Consider the following 19,754-nt stretch of genomic DNA (forward strand, 5'->3'; position numbering starts at 1 on the left):
TCGCTCCGACCCAAGGAAGGCAATTGGAACGAACCATCAGGTTGGGCGGTCAGTATCGGCATTGGCATTGACATGTCACTGAGGCGCTATCGCCGGTGTCTTTTTGCGAATGGCATCGAGTGCGGAAACACCCGACCGCCGCTCGAGCTTGGGAACTTCGCCCGCTGACTGCTTGCGCCGGCGGCTAAGACCGGTGACTAAGAGATAGCACGCCACTGCGAACACAGCTGCGGCAATACCGGTTAAGCTGGCCAAAAGTGGCGCTGGAACGGGCCTGGACGCTTGGGCCAAAACAGTCGCCGGCACGGACCGTTGCTCAGGCGCGGAACGCTCCACCGACACCAAAACCACTTCGACCTTGTCGTAGGACAACCCTTCGATGCTGTCGGCCACGAGCATCTTTATCTTCGGCAGCAGAACCGAGAGATCTGCTTTGGCGTCGTGCCTGATAAAGACCGAAGCCGAGGATGGCGTGGCGCCTGCTCGCAAAAGGTCGTTATGCGGCAGAACTACGTGGACACGTACAGAGAATACGCCATCGATATCGCTGATCGTGCGGGACAACTCTTCGCTGAGCGCATAAACATAACGGGCACGTTCCTCGGTCGGCGAGGCAATGAGGCCTGATCCTTGGAAAATCTCTCCGAGGTTCTTGAATGACTGGCGCGGCAATCCCTTGCCATTCAGGAGGTCGATTGAGTAAGCGAGCAGCTTTTCGTCAACCTGGACCGTGCTAGTCCCATCCTTGGCAGCGACCCGAACCGCATCAACTCCGTTGTCCATCAGAAGGGCGAGCATTTCATTCGCCTCGCGCTCCTGCAGTTGCGTGTAGAGATCCACCTTGCAACCGCCGAGGGCCACGAGGAGTGGCAGCACGATAAGGCGAAGTGACCTCCGACCGCACGTGCCAGGCATGATTTCCTGGGCTAAGCCAATCATGTGCGCGGTTCAGCCTTCCTTTAGAAGTTTATTTACAGATGAGGTGATGCCGCTGACACCTTTGGAAACAAGCGCAACCTGAGTGACGCCATTGTACATATCCCGCAGACCAGCAATCATTGTTTCGAAATCATGCCGTCCTTGCGGAACGCCTGACGTTCCGGTTCCCGCATCACCTTCGGCAGGAAGCTTCTGCGGCCTAGGTAGAGCGCCCTTGAAAAGGCCTACCTGCTGGTCGAGCGCAGCCGAATTAACAGCACGGTCTGGGTACATCGCAGAAATCGTCTGCAACACGCGGTCCCCCAAGGGACTCATCTGCGTAGCCGCGCGTTGAAGAGCCATCGCCGGAGGAACTGGCACCCTCGATGGCGCCGATGCGGCATCGTTTTTCAGCGAGTCGGCCGCGTGCGCCAAAGCGCGCTCAAACTGGGCTTGCTCGCTGAACGACGGTGACCCGGCCCTGGCCAGACAGTCCGTTAAAGTGGCAGTGATCGACGTGATAGGGATCATCATGAAAGACCCGATAGCTTCCTCTTTGACCGGAGCGAACTCGGCCCTTCGTCATTCGTTATCAGGTCAACGTCTAGGTGGCCGAGCTGACGACAAGCTGACTGACGGAGCCTGGTTAGTATCTAGAGGATATGCTGGCGCCTAAGTCACTTGTGCAAATTTCAGACTCTAGTGTATCAGTGCGCAATGTTGAGAGCGCTCATCCGATCCGTCCGCCCACACGTTTTGAGACTTCTGTGTGCCGGTTTTTTTCTCTCCGCCGGAACCAACGGAACTCTCGGCGTCCCCTTATCCCTCTCCAAGACGCCGTACAGATATACGGTTCTCGATCAGGATATTTCTGAGGCGCTGCAGCAATTCGGCAACAACCTTAATATCCGAGTCAACATTAGCGCCGAGGTGAAGGGGCGGATCCGCGGGAGTATGCCGGATTTGCCACCGCGCGAGTTCCTCGACCGTTTGGCCAATATGTACGGTCTCCAATGGTATTATGATGGGCTTGTCCTCTACGTGTCAGCCGCAAAAGAATCACAAACCCGCATGCTTGTGCTGACTTCGATCCGCTTCGATACGTTTAAGGGTGCCCTAGACAAGCTTGAGATCTCCGATGACCGCTACGTCGTGAGACCCGCGCCGGGAGATGGCCTCGTTTTGGTTTCCGGTCCGCCGCGCTTCACCGCGCTCGTGGAGCAGACTTTCAATGGTCTTGTCGCAGAGGCACAGGGGCAGCCGCGCGTCCATGAAACGCCGACAAGCGAATCGGTCCTGACATTGTTTCGGGGTTCCTCCACCATGGTCGTCCGCAACGGATTGCCTGAAGCCGCTTATTCGTCCGACGTGCCGCAGCAGGATGGCGTTGGCGGGAAGCCAGAGCCACGCCAAAAATGATATCTGCGGTCGCAGCTTCGGGACAAAACAACACCGCGGCCACCCCAAATTGTGAATTCCTCTGAACTCGTCAGTTTACCGAAAGCTAAACCGCTCATGGTGGCAACCGCCAGCTTCAGCGATATCTTCGGTCATTGTGCTGGTATTGCACATGGATCTGGCGTGGGGGATTGCAATTTCATTTTTGAGGAGACACAATGTCCGTCAATAATAATACAAGCAACGTTTTCAGTAGCCAGGATATTCTCCAGTACAGCAGCCTGAATCTGACATCTTCGTTGGAAAAGGCGCAGCAAAACGCATCGTCATTCGAGGCGATGCTCTCCCTTCACCTGCACGAAGACGACGCCAGCCCCTTCCCGTCGATGAAGGAATTGTGCCGGAACACATCGGAGTCGCTGTTGCCCGATGTCGCATCCTCGTTGGAAGAATTGCGCAAGAACCCATTGGATCTGCTGCCGCCAAGCATGAGGGCAGCCATCGAAGCAACGGATCAAGGCCCGCAGCCTGCGGTCGCCCTCCCTCCCATTGCGCAAGCGCCTATAAAAAGCGAGAGAATTACGTGGAACGGCGGCTCACTGTCCCAAGCCGAGTTGCAGATTGTCGCAGTGCTGAACCGTCACAAGGACCTATGCCCGCTTAGTTGGCAATCGCTGACGGATAAAGCCAATGATCCCTCTACGCCACCGGATCTGAAAGCGGCGATTGAGGGATTGCAGCAGGATCCAGAGCTTTTTTATGCGATCGGCTCGCAGGGCGATGGCCGCTGTGGCGGTAAGATCACGGCCAAGGATTTGTCCGAGTTCTCTCGCCATCACTCACAAGTTGCCGCATTTCAGGGCCAGCAGGCGCAAAGCTACGCGCAGAACTACATCCCATCCGATAGTACTGGAAGTGCGCAGCCGTCGGTTATGACCTTGAACGATGCGATGCGCGAGCTTTACCGGTACTCCGAAAACCTGCCCAAGAACCTGAGTCTGACTTATTTCAAGCAGATCGTCGACGGCGACGCGAAAACTGGCAAATGTCCGCCACAGGTCATTGCGGCGGCTCAGTACTTTGTCAGTCACCCGAATGAATGGAAGCGGTTGTACGGTGGCTCGATAGACAAAGTCCATAAAGAGGATTTTCTCCAAGTCGCTTCATCTTCGATGAGCCTCACGCAAACCGAGCTGAATACCCTTAAGACGATCAACAGCAACCAGCAAAAATTCTTTGGGAGCGGTGTCCTGACTCGTGACAAGCTCGCAAGCATGGCGCAAGACAAGAGCCTAGATCCGAGAGTAAAGCAGGCGGCATCGCAGCTGTTATCGGATCATCTGCTCTTCGGTCTTCTAAACAATTCGATTACGGGCTACAAGACCCACAATTCGTTCTTCGATTTCGGCGGCGGACACACGGTTGATTCCGGCAATATCAGCAACAAAGATTTTGGCCACTTCTACAACGGCATGTCGTCTGCAAACCGAGCCGTTCAGCAGCCAAAGACCCATGCGCCCGAAACTGCTGCGGAACAGGACGCCGTCTCGGACATGATGACGGGCCGGGCGGACCAGCCTGATACCAAGTCGGCCAAAAAGAACGGCGGGGCCTTCATCCACACAGTCGACGACGTGCTCAAGGTGTACTCGACAGTGGCTGATTGGGCTGCGACGGCGGTGGGTCTGTTGAGCTTCATTCCGGTCGTGGGCCAAGTGGCCGATGCCGTGTCGATGACGCTCGCGTTCGAGGCGCAAGCGGCAAATCTTGTCCGCACAGCCATTACCGGAGGCAATATGAAGCAGGCGCTGCTAGACGCTGGCATCAATATCGGAGCGCAGGCGCTCAGCCTTGTCGCGGGTCCCGAGGTCAAGCTTGCGATTCGCAACGGGCTGGTGAAGACGGCGTTGGAAGAGGCCGCCGCGGCCGGGATCGATCTGCCGATTTCCATGGCGAAAAGCTATGCAGAAGACTATTTGTCCAACCTGCAAGCATGCCTTCCGGCCGACACTATGCAAGCGGCCGGCCTCCTCAGCCCGATGGTGCCAATACTCCAGAAAGTGGCCTGACAACAAATGTGCGACTTCCTTCGCACGCTTCACTAGCCTATCAATCACCTTGTGGGGAACCTTTGCCTTTCCGCAAGGCGATTTGGCAGGCGTGCCTTGAGGATCGTGGTTAGGTCGCAGCAGGCCCGGGCTTAATCCGCTCATCCTTCGGCCTTGAGGTCGTTTTCACACTTAGCCTGAGAGGAGAAGGTGAAAACTGAGAACGGCTAGAAAAAACCGATATTGTTGAAAAAGTCCGCGTCGCGGTCGCCCGTGGCGCTTTCGTAGGATGGCGTTCCGCGGAGACCCCAAAATTGAATCCTGATTCCATGCAATGCGCCGGGTTGGAACTGGATTCTAATATCGGTGGGGACTTTGCGGTGCGCCGGACTTTTTCAACAGTATCAACCCAGAGCGGTCGTGCTGGCCAGTTGGCGCAGCGCCCGTCCCCCACTGCTTCTCCGGTGGTCATAGGGACCACCGGGCCGCAACATGGGCCGGTGGAGCGCAGCGACACAGCCGCCAGCTTTGTCGACACGACCGCCAAGATCAAGCTCGCTTGGCCACTTGAGCCACGCCGCCGTCGCGTGACGTGCGCCTTTAACCTCGCAAATGAAGAACGCCGCTCAGCGAGGCAACGTCATGAGCGCAGCGCCACCGGGCACCCCGGAGAGGTGAGGGACACCCCTATCTTGTTCAGGTCACGGTCGTGTATTGTGACGGCCGCGCTCACCACCAGATCCGAAGCAACGGCAATGTTACAGACTGGAGGCGGCGCCGTGCTCTACCAAGCTAAAACATACGACCCATGTCATTGACCTTTGCCCGCCCCGAACGTCCTGTATGTGGCAACTGGTATGGCCGCACGCTCGCCATCGCTCGGCTCGACAGCCTGGTTGTCGAGCAAATCGCGCGGATCGTTGACCATTGCAGCTAGGTTACGTCGTGTCGAACAGCCAAGGGGCTTTTCGAAGGATTTGTCACTGAGTAAAGAATACGACGGACAGGCAGGTGGGCGGGCATGATACACAATTGCTTCTACTTGGACTGCGCCGCCATCGTGTTGGTCGAGCAAATGGATGTTGTAAGTGTCTATACCCATCTGCCTGGCCTGATGCACCACCTCTGCGCTGAGCCGGGACGAGCCCCAGATAAGGAGGTGAAGGGCATCGCGGCGGCCGCTACTGGTCCTGTCAAGGAAAACACGCAAACGCTGCCGTTCGGAAGCGCGGAGGCTCTTTAATATCAGCACGGTGGTCTCCGGCCGGATAAGGATTGGCGCAGGGGGCTCGACATAGATCGGCACAGTGCTTGTGCAGCCACTTGCGCTGGCTGTCAGGGCGACCAGGAGAACTTTGATCCGCAAAGTCATTCGATCACCTATTGAATTATGAAGCCGCGACCGCGCTTGGCCCCGGGCGCGCCGGTGCGGGCAGCAGCGCGGCCTCGCGGCGGATCTGCCGGCGGATCGTCCAAAGCCGGCGCCATCCGGTCCGTGGGTGCGCTCATCTGGTTGGGGCTGGAGCCTGGTTTTACGATGTAAGGCGTAACCAGAATTATAAGTTCTGATTCTTCTTTTTGAAACGAGGAGGAACGAAACAGAGCGCCAAGAATCGGCATTTCGCCGAGCCAGGGAAACGCACTGACATTATTGTTCACGTTGCGCCTGATCAGACCGCCAATTGCAAAGCTCTGCCCACTGGCGAGTTCGACGACTGTGTCGGCTCGGCGCGTGGAAACTGCCGGCACGGAAATACCATTGATTTGAACGGCACCTTGGGACGATAGTTCACTGACCTCCGGCTTTACGTGAATGTTGATCCGGTTGTTGTTGAGAACGGTCGGCACGAATTCCAGGCTGACGCCGAAGTGACGGAATTCAACCGACACTTGCTTGTTTTCCTGCAGGACAGGAATGGGAAATTCGCCACCTGCGAGAAAGCTGGCAGTTTCACCGGACATCGCGGTGAGATTCGGCTCAGCCAACACGGAAGCTATGTGCTCCTTGGCGAGCGCGTCTAGAACCGCGCCGATGTTGACGGCACCGTTGTTGAATCCGATTCCTGCTGTGCCACCACCCTGCGCTGCACCAGAGCCAGTGCCTCCGCCGCTTAACAAGCCCACTCTGAAATTGTCGATTTGACCAAAGGCGGACAGGTTAACGCCGAGTGCCTTCATGGCGCTACGGGAGACCTCCGCTACGCGCACACTGAGATTAACTTGTAAGGACCCAGCGACCTTAATGTTGTTGACGACTTGCGCACCGTCCCCGAGATACTGCTCAGTGACCCTTTTTGCGGTGTCGGCGACCTCCGCATTGGGCGCTGTACCGCTAAGGATTGCGCCGCGCGGCGTATAGCTCACCTGGATTGAAGAGTCGCCAACCTGATCCATCAACATGGCGCGCAATTCCTCGATCGGTTGCGTAACGACAATTCGCAGCGCGGCGAGAGCCTCGCCCTTATCGTCCAAGGCGAACAGGCTGGTCCGCCCGGATTTCTTCCCGAAGACGAAGATCGTTGTATTTGAGGCTGCCTGATAATCAGCGATCGTCGGGTCAGCAACAAAGATGGTCGTGGCAGGCGCGGGCAAATGAACCGTCTTGCCGAGCGAAGAGGAAAGGTTCAGCGTGCCGTCGATGCTATTGGAAGCGGCACGCGGCGCCCCTTGATCCTGCATGTTTTCGGCCGGGGCAGAAACTGGATATGCCAGAATGAGCGCACAGAGAAGGCGGCCCAAGTAAGGAGAAACAGTAGCAGGTCTCGGGCAAACGATGTGCGGGGGCCGCCGATCGGTGTCAGAATGAGTTGTAATGATTTTCAAGGCGGTCTTTTCTTTCAAATTCGGCCAACTATACGAATGTCGCGCTAGTCACATTCAAGAATGTAACCAATGCCACGCACCGTTTTTATCCGCGGCGTTGCGTTTGAACTGCTCAGATATCGACGTAAGCGATAGATTCCGACTTCAAGCGCGTTGGCCGATACTTCATCGTTGAACGAATAGAGGTGATCTTCCAACTGCGAACGCGGCACAATTCGGCCTGCACGGTTGAGCAGATGCTCTAAAATACATAATTCACGGCGTGCGACCGTCAGTGGATAACCAGCAACGGAAACCTGTCGGCCGATCGGATCGAAGTGGAGATTGCCAAATACAATGATCGGGGCAGTCATCTGAGTCGACCGCCGCAGAACGGCTCTCATTCTGGCAATGAGCTCATTAGTATACACTGGCTTGAGCAGAAAATCGTCCGCACCACCGTTGAAAATCGCAATTCGCTTCTCAAGATCGTCGACGTCACTCAAAATGAGAGCAGGAACTGAATGTCCCTCACCCCTTAGCTGCTTCAGCCAATCCAAGCCATCGCCATCCGGCAGAACCAGCTCCAGCAGGAGAATTTCGTAGCTGGCGCAAGAAAATGCACTCGATGCTTGTTCCAGTGTGGGAACAACATCAACGGCGAAACCGCTGTCGCCGAGTGCAACTCCCACCGCTCGCGTAAGATCCGCATGGTGGTCAACGAATAGCGTTCGCATTTCATCTCCTATTAATGGTAGGACAGGTCACCGAGACTGTTGAGACGGCGAAAGCAGAAGTCGCGCAACGCGTCGCAGTGTTCGTAATCCTCTTTGGGACGGCTAGTCGCAGGATCATGCGAGCCGTACGCCTGTAGTAGGCGAGGTAGAACCTGTGATGGGCTGAAGCGTCGTTTGGGCAGGCCAAGATGCCACTCCGCCTTCAATTCGTCTGCGCATCCTGCCGATGTGGCGGCCCCTGCATTCGCCAAGCGACATTGCCCTCCAGAGCCCATAATTCCATGACCCGTAGGGGTTAGCTTTCGACAAGCGACTTGAGCAAATCGATTGTTCGGATGTAAGCAATCCACATCCTGGATTGTCCGCATATTCACCCCCCAGATCGCACTGTGAGGCTGATGCTTGGTACCGACGCCTCCCTGGTTTCAGCCTCAAATCAGGTCCGCCTGACCATGAAGTGCAATCGTTGACCGCTTCTGCGACACCTGGGGCGATTGGCAACGCCGCCACGTGCCCCAATGTGCCACGAGATAACCGTCGTCCTCGGAGACGGTTCAGTCCGGCACCGGCTCGTAACCCAAGCCCCCAATCACACAGGTCAGTGTCGGATCGAACCAACCGTCGGTTTTCCCTGGCAATCAGGTGCAACGGCCTCAAGAGCAAGCTGACACGGTTTTTGGTCAGGTTCTCGACTCGGCCTGTTGTAAAGCTGCACGATACCGAGTAGGCACCGGCGTATTGCACGCCCATCCAGAACGTTGTGGATATTGCGGCGGTCGACAGGGCCAAGCCTATAGCGGCGGTTGGGTGGGCGGCCGAGAGCATCTCCCTTCTTGGCCATTAGGAGGTGACGGCCGAGTTGCTGTCACTGGCCTCGATTCTTGACCACGAAATTGCAGCCGATTATCACCGCTCGGGATGATAGATGCTGGGGAATGATGCCGTCCGCGCACCGCCTCGTCGCGCACCAACTCGGGTGCGGCAAATAAGGGAGCGTCGCGCCGGCATTTCGGATTGGTGCAGACTCGTTGCCAAAAGTTTCCGATCAGTATCGGTTCCATTCTCCTCTCCGCAGAACACCTCGCGCTCCAGGGCGGCTCCGCCACATAATCTCGCTGAGAGACGCTCGCCTACTGGATGGCCGCAAGATGCGCTGGAAACCAAACGGCTCCCGTCCGACATTATCTCGCCGCACCTAAACGTTGCCCAGGCTTGCCCGGCTGAATTGCGGCACTGATCGGCGCCCGTCTAGCATCAACCCTGTGGCGCGGCTTCATCTCGGCCGTGGTCGGGCTTGGGACAAATGCGATAGCGGTCATTCGCGCAGGTCGATGACGCCGAGTTCGTGCCACATCCACTCGGCGACCTTCTGACGGCCGCCGTTGATTTTGCGGCCGGACGTGGCGTTTGCTGCTCATGCCGACCAGTCAGCTGGTCAAGACTTTCGCGATGTCCATGGGTTGACAGACAATCTGCTCGCCGATTTCGGGCGGGTGTCTGAGGTAGGTTCCTCTGATCTTTGCCGGGACGTTCAGCTATCATATGCTCCACGGTGCCGATTTCAGTGAGCGGAGGCGCTGGAGATCACCAAGGGGTCTGCTGGATCAGCGTCTTTCCCGTTTCCGCACGCGGCCGAGTTGAACGGGGCCGTCATGGTACGACCCCGGATGAGGTCACGAGCTTGGGTACCGCCCTGCCCCCACCGCAAACATAGGCGTGCAGCGCGGTCAGGCAAGCATTCGCGTTCTTGAGATCCCGCTCATGCTGCGGGGCAATCGTGAGATCGGCAAGTGTATAGATTGGATTCCGCACATGCATCAGGTCTGTGATGGTCTGGGCTTGGTCGGCGGTCTGCACCTTTGGGCCTCTGATGTTATCTCTCAGGTTCCGCCTGATCACGTCCTCGCTGGTATTGAGCCAGATCGAGACGGCTTTCTCCCCGACATAATGCCGGATCTCCTCGATCATGAACGCTTCACCGCCGGTTGCGAGCACCGCCGACCCCAGTTCGAGTGACTGCCTGATCTCATTCACCTCAAGATCTCTGAAATAGGCCTCCCCATCCTCAGCGACGATCTTAGCTACGGACTTGCCGGTCTTCGCCTCGATTTTTCTATCGGAATCGACGAACCTCATTCCTAGTCGTTTGGCGAGTGCACGGCCCAAACTGGATTTCCCTGCGCCTTTCACGCCGACGAGCACGATCGACCGCGCGCCCAACGCGCCAAGAATCTCTGTTGCGATCGGGGAGCGCTCCGTTCGTCTCGGCGGGGCGACTTGCAACCGACGACGTAGGCTGGCACCAACTGTGCTATCGGCGTGGGCTTCCCAGTGGGGGATCTCTATGGCCTCGTGAGGGATGATGACCTTGTTGCAGGCCTGTCGCACGCGCTCCAAGAGTTGCTCGGCTATAGACTGATCCAGTGGATCTTGGCTCTCTCGCTGCAGCTCCTGCAGCTTCTGCAGCTCCTTGTAGGTGTCGTGATTGTAAATCTTGGTCTTGTAGCTGTCTGCAGTGTGGAACTCCACCTCGAAGCGGTAGCCCCCCGGCGTGGCGAGCACGGTCTTGATGCCGACGAAGGTCGGCGATCGCGTCCTGAACCAGTTGGTCGTGCTGACCTCAGAATACCCGCTCTCGTCGAAGGCTATAATGGCTTTCTTGAAGGCACGGGTAAAATCTCTATCAGGGAGTTGGAAGCAGTGGCGTACAGCGTTGTTGATCAGCTGGGCGCCGGCTTCAAACGGGGCCTGTATCCCGGTGAGCTGGCCTGTCATCGAGCTTTCCGATCTCAAACGCTCAGCGAGATGGGGCATCTTCACGTTGATATCGGCTCTCCTGAGGGCTTCGGCAACCGAGATTACCATCGGGGTGATGTCCTTCTCTTCGGCTCGGGCGCGGCAAGCCTCCATTTGAGCTCGCTGTACGGCCAGCTCGGGAGTCAAGGTCATCGTCGTGGCTGAATCATCGGCAGAAGCCCCTCGAGCCGAGGGTTGAGGCAGAAAGCCTCGCTCGGCAGCAAGTTTGATCGAAGCTTGCATAACTGAAGCCGCCAGCGTCGGATTGTCCTGAAGATCCTGCAATGTGGCATCGACATCAAACCGACCCTGGTTGAGGGTAGCCGCAATGCTCTTGGTGTAGGGCACCGATTTCGAGCCTGGTGTTTGTTGCAGCAGGCGCCGAAGTTGCCTGCTCTTGAACATAAAGATGTGGGCCCCAGTGTCCGATTTATATGCGTCAGTTCCGACTTTGATACCGAGGCTCAGGAGATTCTTTGCACTCCGCACGAGGTCGTGTGGATTGTATCCATCCGGTCGCGGGGCAATGCGCGTAGGGTAACGGTCGACAAGAAGCTGGACGCGGTCGCGTGGCTGAGCCGTTGCCGAATAGATCTCCGCCAGCTCCGGGAACAGCTCGCAAAGCGGTTGGCTCATCGCGAGTGGTGCCTCGCTCAGGCTGACGACTGTTTCGGGCAGGAGTTGTTCGGGCAGAGCTTGCTCATCCAGCCTCGCGGCCCACGTCTCGAGCTCAGCGTGGAGCAACTCAGCAATCTCGCGCGCGACCGGATGGTCTGCCAGTTGGATGTCGTGCCGCGCCTTTTCAAGCGTCTCCTGGACGTTCTGAGCACTGACCTGTTCCTGCTCCAACACGCCTCGGATGTCTCGCTTGAGCTCTTGGTGAATGCCTTCGTACGTGCCGAAGATGGCACGCTCGGCAAACCACTGTCGGGCTTCATGGGATTGAGCGAGAAAGTCTCGCTGCAGACAAGTATAGATTTCCAGAACATTGCGCGTGGCGGCGAGGATCTGGCTGGCGCGCCCGAACTTGTAGCGACCATCCTCAATCGCCGGCGTGTGCGACTTTGGCGGCTTGAGCGAGCGCAATCCGCGAGCTTGCTCCTCTTGATCGAATTGCCTGACATGCTCGTAAAGCTGTGGCCGGTCGCCGACGATGACGAGGCTGTCTCCGTCGAAGTCGCCGTCAAGTTTCTTCTGTTCACCAGTTGGGACGGCAACCAACGAGCCCGGGGCAAACACCTCGGTCGCCTGCAGGATGCCGAGGCAGTCGACCGTCGTGTCCACCTTGACGCGGTCCTTGCTCGTGGTCCAGCTCGCATGGCATTTGACGTCCTCGGCAGACATGATTAGCGCACGGTCGGCGTAGGCGGCCGGCCACATCTTATCCGGTACAACGATCAGGATGCCTTTGGCAAAGAAAGTCGGATCGTCGGCGGCCAGTTCCCTCCCCGACTTCTGGGCGACATTGAAGCTGTATTGAATGGCCGTGCAGTTATCGAGAAATACAGCGGTCGGATCGCCGTCGACGGCCAACTTGACCCGCTCGGCGGCAAACGGGCGCAGGTTCGGCTTATCGTAGGGCGAGCGCCCGACCAGCACGCCGCTCGTCCCCGTCAATGTTTCGCTCTTCAGCGTCGGCACATGGAGACACTCATCGTTGGAGGGTACGGCAACCGCGCCGGGACCATCGATGTGTCCGGCCGTCACCGTTCTAAACAGCTCTTCGGTGGTCAACGTTGGCTCTTGTTGGCTCTCGAGCCAGGCCGTGGCCTTTTCACGGACCTCATCCGCCACTTGGTCGCAGCGCGGATAGTGTTGCAGCGCCGAGACTGGCAGGGATGATTTCCTTCCCTCACCAAAGGCAGACATCTGATCAGGACCCTGCTCGCCGGCGCGACATACAGCTGGCATAAGGTTGGCTAGCGAGGCCCTGATGAAACCGCAGCCGTCATGCGGTCGCAATGCAATGGGACCGTCCGGCCCCCTCAGCTTGAAGGGATGCTCCTGGTTGGCGGGACGGTCCGGCAGCAGCGACAGTTTGAAGGCGCCTTCCAGCGCGTAGTCGTGAACTCCCAGGCCCTTGATCGCCGGTGGCGCCGCAAAACCCCTGCGCTGGGTATAATAATAGGCCTCCTTGAAAGGGGCCCAAGTCCGAGACAGCTGCTCGAAGGCGGTGCCCGGTGCGGTATCGACATACGGAATCGCCAGCAGCTTTCCCCCGGAAAGCTTAGCTAGCTCGCCTGGAGCACGGGCCGCAATCTGAGACACGGTCAATCGCGGCGGCTTTAACTTGCTGCCTCCGAACAGGTCCATGCGGTATGGCACACCGTTGACGTTCACCGTACGCGCCAGCATGAAGGCGCTCGGCGTTCCTGGCATCTGGACCGCAACGACTGGCAAAGCCCCGGCAGTCAGGCGCTGAAATATCGAATACCGTCTCTCCGGCTCGGTGGCCACCGGCCGTCCCTGCATGTCAACTACCGGCAACTGCATCAGTCCTGCGTCACCCTGCGGCGGTCTTGGCTCGTGATCCATGGTTCGCAGGACCTGATACACGTCGAAGACCGATGCTGGATGTTGCCCCTGGATCGTCGCCGCATCCTGCTCTATGAAAAAGTCCAGCGCATCCACTGGATTCTCCGCCTCGATCTGCGCGATCAGGTTCCAGCTCATGCTGGAAAGGTCGCTTTCAATGAGGCCGCGCGTGCTGTCCAGGATCTCCTTCGTCTTGCGCTCCAGCGCTTGCTGCCTCACCCGCAAGTCGGACCTCTTGCCCTCGACATACGGTGACCTGAATAGTCTCTCCAGGACCGCACGGGCCTTAAGCGTCTGATAGATCGATAAAGCGGGGCGGCGGCTGGCAAGCGGTCCACGGGTCCGCTCGGCATCGCTTGCGTTCAGATGCGCCTCGATCTTCTGCTCGAGCACGGATTGGAGGTCGTTGAGCAGATTGAGGGCCTGCGTGCGGTGCGAGCGCAGCGGCCTCTGTGGGCTGCGAGCCAGCGGCAGCAGAGATGCACACAGATTAGCCATGGTTTCCAGATCGTTGTGGGTCGTAAAATCAGGGGCTTGACGCAATTCCGAGAGGCGGTTCAAGCCTGTCGGTGCGAGCAAACCGAGATCATCAGACAGCCGAGCCTTACCAAGTGCCTTGAAAACGGTTGTGATGTCTAGAACGTCAGCCTGCGCCAGGCGATCATCATCATAGTGCAGGTAATGAGCGAGCTTGTGCAAGCGATCCTTCGGCAGAGCCGCGTCCGTAATATCCCCAGTGTCTTCTGCCTTCATGATCATTCGCGACAAAGCATTGGCGAGAATACTTAGCTGAGCTGTCGTGAACACACCGAATCGTAGCTCTCGAGCACCCAATCTGCGCGCGATGTCCATCGTGGACTGCTGGCACGCCGACTCTTCCGGCCACTTGGTGAAGCCGTTCATCAAGGTCGCCACTCCCTGCGGAGCGAAATCGGAGAGCTGGCGCTGACGGGCTTCCCCGGCGATTGCGATCGCGGCTCTGCGACAGTCCTCCCCGACCGGCCACTTGCTGAAACCGTTCACCAGATTAGATAGGTGCTGGTGACTAAACTCACAGAGTCGGGCGCCGCGGCGAATGACCTCACCGGCGATGGCGATCGCGGCGTCGCGACAGTCCGCCCCGTCCGGCCACTTGCTGAAACCGTTCACCAGATTAGCTAGGTGCTGGTGAGTAAAGTCACGGAGTCGGGTGCCTCGGCGAAGGACCTCGCTGGCTATAGCGATTGTGGCTTGCTGAGTCGACGCCGCTTCCGGCCACTTGCCGAATCCGTTCACCAGGTTCGCCAGGTCCTGGTCATTGAAATCAGAGAGCCCGAACTCGCCGCGCCCGGCGCGGCGGGTGACCTCCCCGGCGATGGCGACTGTTGCCTGGCGAGACGCCGCCTCTTCCGGCCACTTGCTAAAACCGTTCACCAATGTCGCAAGTGCCTGCTGAGTAAGATGAGAGAACTGGTCATCGCGTTGAAAGACCTCGCTGGCGATCGCCAGTGTTGCATCGCGACAGTCCGCCTGTTGTGGCCACTTACTGAAACCGTTCACCAAGTTTGCCAAGTGCTGATGACTGAAAGCAGAGAGTTGGGCGCGGCGGCGGATGACCTCACTGGCGATCGCGACTGTGGCGTGATGATAGTCGGCATCGTCCGGGCATTTGCCGAACCCGTTCACTAGGTTAGCCAGCTCCTGCGGAGTAAAATGAGACAGCCCTTGCTCGCCGGCGCGGCGAGAGACTTCTGTGGCGATATTGGCTGTGGCTTGGCGGTAGACCGCCCCTTCCGGCCATTTGCTGAAACCTTGCACCAGGTTCGCTAAGTCCTGATGATTAAAATCAGAGAGCCCGAACCTGCCTCGGGCGGCGCGGCGACCTACCTCATCGGCAATCGCTCCGGTGACTTGGCGACACCGCTCCTCTATCGGCCACTTACTGAAACCGTTCACAAGGGTCGCCATGTGCTGGGGATTAAGATCAGCGACGCCGGCACGCCGGTCACGACCAAGGACCTCACCGGCCATCGCACTGGCGGCTTCGCGGGACGCCTGCTCTTCCGGCCATTTGCTGAAACCTTGCACCAGGTTCGCCAGTTCCTGGTGGGTGAATTCGGAGAGCCGGGCACGGCGGTCGCGGCGCAGGACCTCGCCCGCGATCGCAACTGTGGCTTGGCAACAGACCTCCTCTTGGGCACACTTTCCGAAACCGTTCACTAGGTTGGCCAAGTCCTGGTGATTAAAAGTTGAGAGCCCGAGGTTACGGCGGCGAAGGACTTCACCGGCAATCGTTCCGGTGGCTTGGCGGGACCACTCCTTTTCCGGCCACTTGCTGAAACCGTTCACCAGATTAGCCAGGTGCTGCTCCCTAAAATCAGAGAGCCCGAAACGGCGGTCCTCGCGACGACGGACCTCACTGGCGACGGCTTCCGTACCGTCACGAGTTTCCGACCGCTGCGGCCACTTGCTGAAACCGTTCACCAGCAACGACAGACTTTGACTTTGCAGTACGCCAAGTGTCCTGCCCTCATCGCGGCAAAATTCGGCGATTCTGATCGTTCCATTTCGGCATGTTCTCGACTGCGGATGCCGACCAAACGATGCCGAAAAGAGCGAAAAGGCTTTGGGGTCTACTTCGCACATTAACGCACTAGGAAGCTGCGACACCCGAGCTGCCATCGCCTTGCAAGCTTCCACACCTTCCTGACCTCCAGCCTCACGACTCACCGTATTGCATGCGGTGGCGTAGCCCCATGATTGCCCGCGGCGGATATTGTCCTCGAAGCATGTGACAAATTGAGCTTTGAACTGGGCGGCGGCCTTTTGCAGGAAGGCTGCATGGACCTCGTCGCCCGCCCCTTGCAGCCGTCTGTCATGCTCCACCACTGCACGCGAGAACCCCTCAATGTCACGGGCAAAACAAATGGCGTGTAGTGCGTTGTTAGATTGTTCTTCTGAGATTGCACTTTGCACGCTCTGCGCGGCGACATCGTCCAGGCGCCGCCTTTTTGGTCTGCGATCCAGGCCCGACACGGGCTGCCTGCGCGAGGAAGGACCACTTTGTTGTGAACTCCTGGACTGATCGGCATTGCGGACTTCTGCACCGGAACGCGACGAACTTTCTTGCCGATTTGTCGCTCCCAGATGCGGCAAGTCGCGAAAAACGGGCTGGCCGTCACACCTATTGACGGAGGGATCGCCGGACGTGCGGCGCCGGACATCGCTGGCCGAAGGTGGCCTTTCAGCTGAGGATGCCCCTAACTCTCGATCTTCAGAGCGCAAGCCCTGAACGACAGAACTGAAGGTCGAGCCTTTTTGACCACCGCCATGATCCGATTCAGCCCGGTGCGTGCCTGATCCGCTAGGCGCATTCAAACGCCGGTCAACTCCCGTCATAATCCGTCTCCAGGCGAGAAATGCGCGCCGATTACAATGCGTGGCGCACACGGCGCCCTCCACAACCCGCAAAGCGCGGATCTGCCCAACCTGCGCGCTCTGGGATCGAACATATCCCCTTCACCTGACGTGACTCTGACCTGGGTCTATCTGGAGTCGCATTGCGTTCACCTATTCCGCCAGACGTCCGGGAGCTGCCCCTATCTCGGGCCAGCTGCGGCGGTGAGCGAGATCGCTGTGGACAAGCCTCGGCGAAGCCACGCTGATGATGCGTGACGATGAATATGCTCTGACGAGGCAAAGACGAAGGTTGGCAGAGCCGTGCCGCTTGGCTTTGAAGAGTGAGGCGACAGATGCTAAGGCTTTTGCTGCGATTGCCCGCCAGTGGCGCGTGAACTTGCCGCTGGCGGTACCGCCGGGACTTCTCGTGATGGCGAAGCTATTCTCGCTCGGAAGGGCGCCGGTGTAGAATATTCTTCCGCAGCAACGGCGTCGCGCTACCGGCCCAGGCCCTCAGCCGACACGCCGTATACGTTGATGCAGACCAGCCGCCATCAGAAATAAACCTCTTGCCGACGGGCGGGCATACGTCTTGAACGTGACGCCGCGCTTGTCGAGGAACATCCACACCGTTGAAGGAACAACCAGCACGCCGTGCCCGGACGCCAGTCTCTCGGCGATCTCGGCAAGCGTGATGTCCGGCGTCTCCTCAATCAGGCCAAGAATGAAGCGTTCGTGCGGGTCGAGCTTCGAGCCAGATGGCTGGCCCTGCTTGCGTGCGACCGCCTCGCCGCGACAAGCGCTGATCGCGAGAGCTGCTCTGGTCGCCGTCAACCGCGGCCAGGAAAATTTCTGAGTCGGCCTTGCAAATCCCGGCGATCGGGGACGAGGTCGTTGAGATCTGCTATGTGTTGCCCGTCCGTCTTCACCAATCGTTCAATAAGGGCCCGGGTGCCGTCCACGACGAAAACGCCACAATCAAATTTGTTCTCCTGCTGACGTATGCTCGCTTGTTGCAGGTTGGCGCCCAACCGCGTTGCGAGCATCGCAGCTTGGCGGTCGTTGCCTCCCTCGTAGGAGTCGTAGTGATAGGCAACCGGGCTTTGCCGGTTGCGGCGATCAACGAGCAGCAGCGACCAATGGGTGCCGCGGGCCATACGATCGGCACGGCTAGCATCACTCACTGGCAGAAACAGGAAGTGGCGGTGTCATTACGATTGGGATCTTGGACGATGCGCCGAAATGCGCGCTGCGCCTCGCTCACTTCGCCCAGGCGCAGATGATAATGGGCTATAAGGGGATCGACAAGCCGCGTCCGAGCAGCGAGATTTGGATCGCGCGCCTGCAACTGCTCTCCCAGGAGCTCGTAATCCCTTTGGATGTGCTGATCGCCCAGGAATTCCCTGGCGCCGAGCGTCCGCCCGCTCGGGTCGGAGGACGAGACTTTCAACGCCCCGATCTGATCAGCGGAGAATGTGCTCGGAAGCGCGGGCGCATAATGAGCATGCAGCTTCGGGGTGGATGGCACCGGATAGCCAACACTCGCGGTGCTCCAGCCGGCAGGTACCTGTGCTCCGGCCTCCAGACGCGGCGGCTGACGTGACGGACCAGCTTCATTTATCTGCCCGGAGCGAGCATGATGGATGAGGCGAACGTCCCTGCGCCCTCCCGACCCAACGTGGCGGAGTAGTGCTCTCTGTTGATCGCGAACTGGGCTGGGCCGAACTGGTTCGGCAGCAGATTGATCTTACCCAGTTCCTCGATCAGGATCTTCGAGGCCGGTTGGGAGCCGTGGCGCCAGCCCTTGCCGACGATAGGTCCGATGTCCTGTAGGTCGGGGGGGCCTGCTGGCCCAACGAACGAAGGCGGTCTAGCAACGCCAGGCGCCAGCACAGATTGCGCATCGCTGCTCAACTTAGCCACTGTGAGCGCATTCGGATCAAGCACTGGGTCAAGGCGGTCGTACATGTTTGACGCCGCAGCGTCGGCTGACGATGATGACTCGGGTTGTTGTGTCTGCTCCCTAAGCCTGTCCCCATCCCAAGCTCCCGAGCTCGGCGTAGCTGGGGTTGCGGGAAGCTCCTGCGACGAGCTGGGCTGTGCGCCGCGCTGCGGCGCGGACAACGACGGGGTGGGAGCTTGCATCTGCTCGACGTTTTCGGCGGCAAATTTGAACCCTCTGCGGTCGGGAATTCGCTCAGCGGAGATCGGGTAGCGTGGCCGCTTTGGATCGATGCCGGTGATCCGGAATCGCTCGCTTCCGGTGCGGAACTCGCGTCCGAAGTCCGAAGGGGCCAATCCGAAGTGCTCTGCCAAGAACTCGAACCTGTCTTTTTCGAGATTGAATGCGGTGCCGTCGGAAGCGGGAATGCTGACGCGGAACACGGGCTCGAAGAAGAAGCCGGTATCCGTGCCGCGCCATCCGGCGCCCTCGATGACCAGGCCGTGGTCCTCAGCGATCTTCTGGCAGACTTCGAGCATGCGGGTCTGGATCTCTTCGCATGTCGCTGGCGTCAGACGGGTTATGAGCCTGCCCTTCGTCATTTGCCCTTCCTCACCTGATAGACAGTACCGCGTGAGACGCCGAGATCGCGGGCGATTTGTGTTGGGCCCTGACCCTGTTTAAGCCTTTGCTGGATCGTGTCGCGGTCGATTTTCGGCGGCCGGCCCTTGTATGTGCCGCGCTTCTTGGCGGCAGCGATTCCCTCCGCCTGGCGCTCGCGCCGCAGATTGGTCTCGAACTCGGCAAAGACACCAAGCATGTCAAAGAAGGCCTTACCGGCGGCGGTCGACGTATCGACAGGTTGTTCTGTCGCGGAGAGATGCGCGCCCTTCGTCTTGAGCTTGTCCACGATCATCTGCAGGTCGCGCAGCGATCTGGCCAGGCGGTCAATCCGGGTGACGACAAGCGTCTCGCCAGCATGAATGAAGTCGAGAATGGTGTTGAGTTGCGGACGGCCTTCCAGGGTAGAGCCGCTCTTCTGCTCCTCGCGAATGACCTCGCAGCCGGCGGCCTTGAGCGCGACGATCTGCGCGGCGAGGTTCTGGTCAGTGGTGGAGGTGCGGGCGTATCCGATGCGGGTCATGCAACTGTTCATTTTGGGTGTGCCGGCGCGATGCTCTGTTCATTAACGAAGATTGA

The 19,754-nt window shown here is 58.7% G+C and carries 13 protein-coding genes; 2 read left to right on the forward strand and 11 right to left on the reverse strand.

What is annotated here, in order from left to right; translation table 11 throughout:
• Positions 1–75: 75 nt before the first annotated feature.
• Positions 76–939 (reverse strand): type III secretion system inner membrane ring lipoprotein SctJ, encoded by an 864-nt coding sequence (sctJ, locus tag MesoLj_RS33390; protein ID WP_202323975.1) that lies wholly within the window; start codon positions 937–939, stop codon positions 76–78.
• Between the two features lie 9 nt (positions 940–948).
• A complete protein-coding gene (locus tag MesoLj_RS33395) occupies positions 949–1,452 on the reverse strand; it encodes a nodulation protein NolB (protein WP_010913967.1) in 504 nt (167 codons plus the stop codon).
• A 183-nt stretch (positions 1,453–1,635) separates the two neighbouring features.
• Here MesoLj_RS33395 and MesoLj_RS33400 point away from each other — a divergent pair, with 183 nt between their 5' ends.
• Both MesoLj_RS33400 and MesoLj_RS33405 read left to right on the forward strand, forming a co-directional pair.
• Positions 1,636–2,337, forward strand: coding sequence for a hypothetical protein (locus MesoLj_RS33400; RefSeq protein WP_063825847.1), 702 nt, complete (start codon positions 1,636–1,638; stop codon positions 2,335–2,337).
• A 197-nt stretch (positions 2,338–2,534) separates the two neighbouring features.
• Positions 2,535–4,385, forward strand: coding sequence for an HrpF/NolX family T3SS translocon protein (locus MesoLj_RS33405; RefSeq protein ID WP_202323976.1), 1,851 nt, complete (start codon positions 2,535–2,537; stop codon positions 4,383–4,385).
• 790 nt (positions 4,386–5,175) lie between these two features.
• Here the strand turns inward: MesoLj_RS33405 and MesoLj_RS33410 are convergent.
• From MesoLj_RS33410 to MesoLj_RS33445, 9 genes are all read right to left on the reverse strand, one after another.
• Positions 5,176–5,736, reverse strand: a complete 561-nt coding sequence (locus MesoLj_RS33410) for a CpaD family pilus assembly lipoprotein (protein ID WP_010913964.1) — start codon at positions 5,734–5,736, stop codon at positions 5,176–5,178.
• A gap of 8 nt (positions 5,737–5,744) precedes the next feature.
• Positions 5,745–7,187: a type II and III secretion system protein family protein gene (locus MesoLj_RS33415; RefSeq protein ID WP_044551336.1), complete on the reverse strand. Its 1,443-nt coding sequence runs from the start codon at positions 7,185–7,187 to the stop codon at positions 5,745–5,747.
• A gap of 44 nt (positions 7,188–7,231) precedes the next feature.
• Positions 7,232–7,903, reverse strand: coding sequence for a winged helix-turn-helix domain-containing protein (locus tag MesoLj_RS33420; RefSeq protein WP_010913962.1), 672 nt, complete (start codon positions 7,901–7,903; stop codon positions 7,232–7,234).
• 1,650 nt (positions 7,904–9,553) lie between these two features.
• On the reverse strand, positions 9,554–16,612 hold the full coding sequence (gene xopAD / locus MesoLj_RS33425) for a XopAD/skwp family type III secretion system effector (protein ID WP_244730568.1): 7,059 nt from the start codon (positions 16,610–16,612) through the stop codon (positions 9,554–9,556).
• Positions 16,613–17,125: 513 nt separating this feature from the next.
• Entirely contained in the window at positions 17,126–17,446 is a 321-nt protein-coding gene (locus MesoLj_RS33430; RefSeq protein ID WP_202323977.1) for a helix-turn-helix domain-containing protein, read from the reverse strand.
• Entirely contained in the window at positions 17,443–17,769 is a 327-nt protein-coding gene (locus tag MesoLj_RS36470) for a Ulp1 family isopeptidase (RefSeq protein ID WP_052292101.1), read from the reverse strand. The genes MesoLj_RS33430 and MesoLj_RS36470 overlap by 4 nt, the downstream gene beginning before the upstream one ends.
• A gap of 23 nt (positions 17,770–17,792) precedes the next feature.
• On the reverse strand, positions 17,793–18,140 hold the full coding sequence (locus MesoLj_RS36475; RefSeq protein WP_010913959.1) for a hypothetical protein: 348 nt from the start codon (positions 18,138–18,140) through the stop codon (positions 17,793–17,795).
• A gap of 89 nt (positions 18,141–18,229) precedes the next feature.
• Positions 18,230–19,156 carry a hypothetical protein gene (locus tag MesoLj_RS36480; protein WP_010913958.1) on the reverse strand — a complete coding sequence of 309 codons (927 nt, stop codon included), beginning with the start codon at positions 19,154–19,156 and terminating at the stop codon, positions 18,230–18,232.
• The gene (locus MesoLj_RS33445) at positions 19,153–19,698 is read right to left on the reverse strand and encodes a recombinase family protein (protein WP_202323978.1); all 546 of its coding nucleotides are present in this window, start codon (positions 19,696–19,698) and stop codon (positions 19,153–19,155) included. Before MesoLj_RS33445 ends, MesoLj_RS36480 begins: the two co-directional genes overlap by 4 nt.
• Positions 19,699–19,754 lie beyond the last annotated feature (56 nt).

It is taken from the genome of Mesorhizobium sp. 113-3-9 (genome assembly GCF_016756515.1).
Lineage (GTDB): Bacteria > Pseudomonadota > Alphaproteobacteria > Rhizobiales > Rhizobiaceae > Mesorhizobium.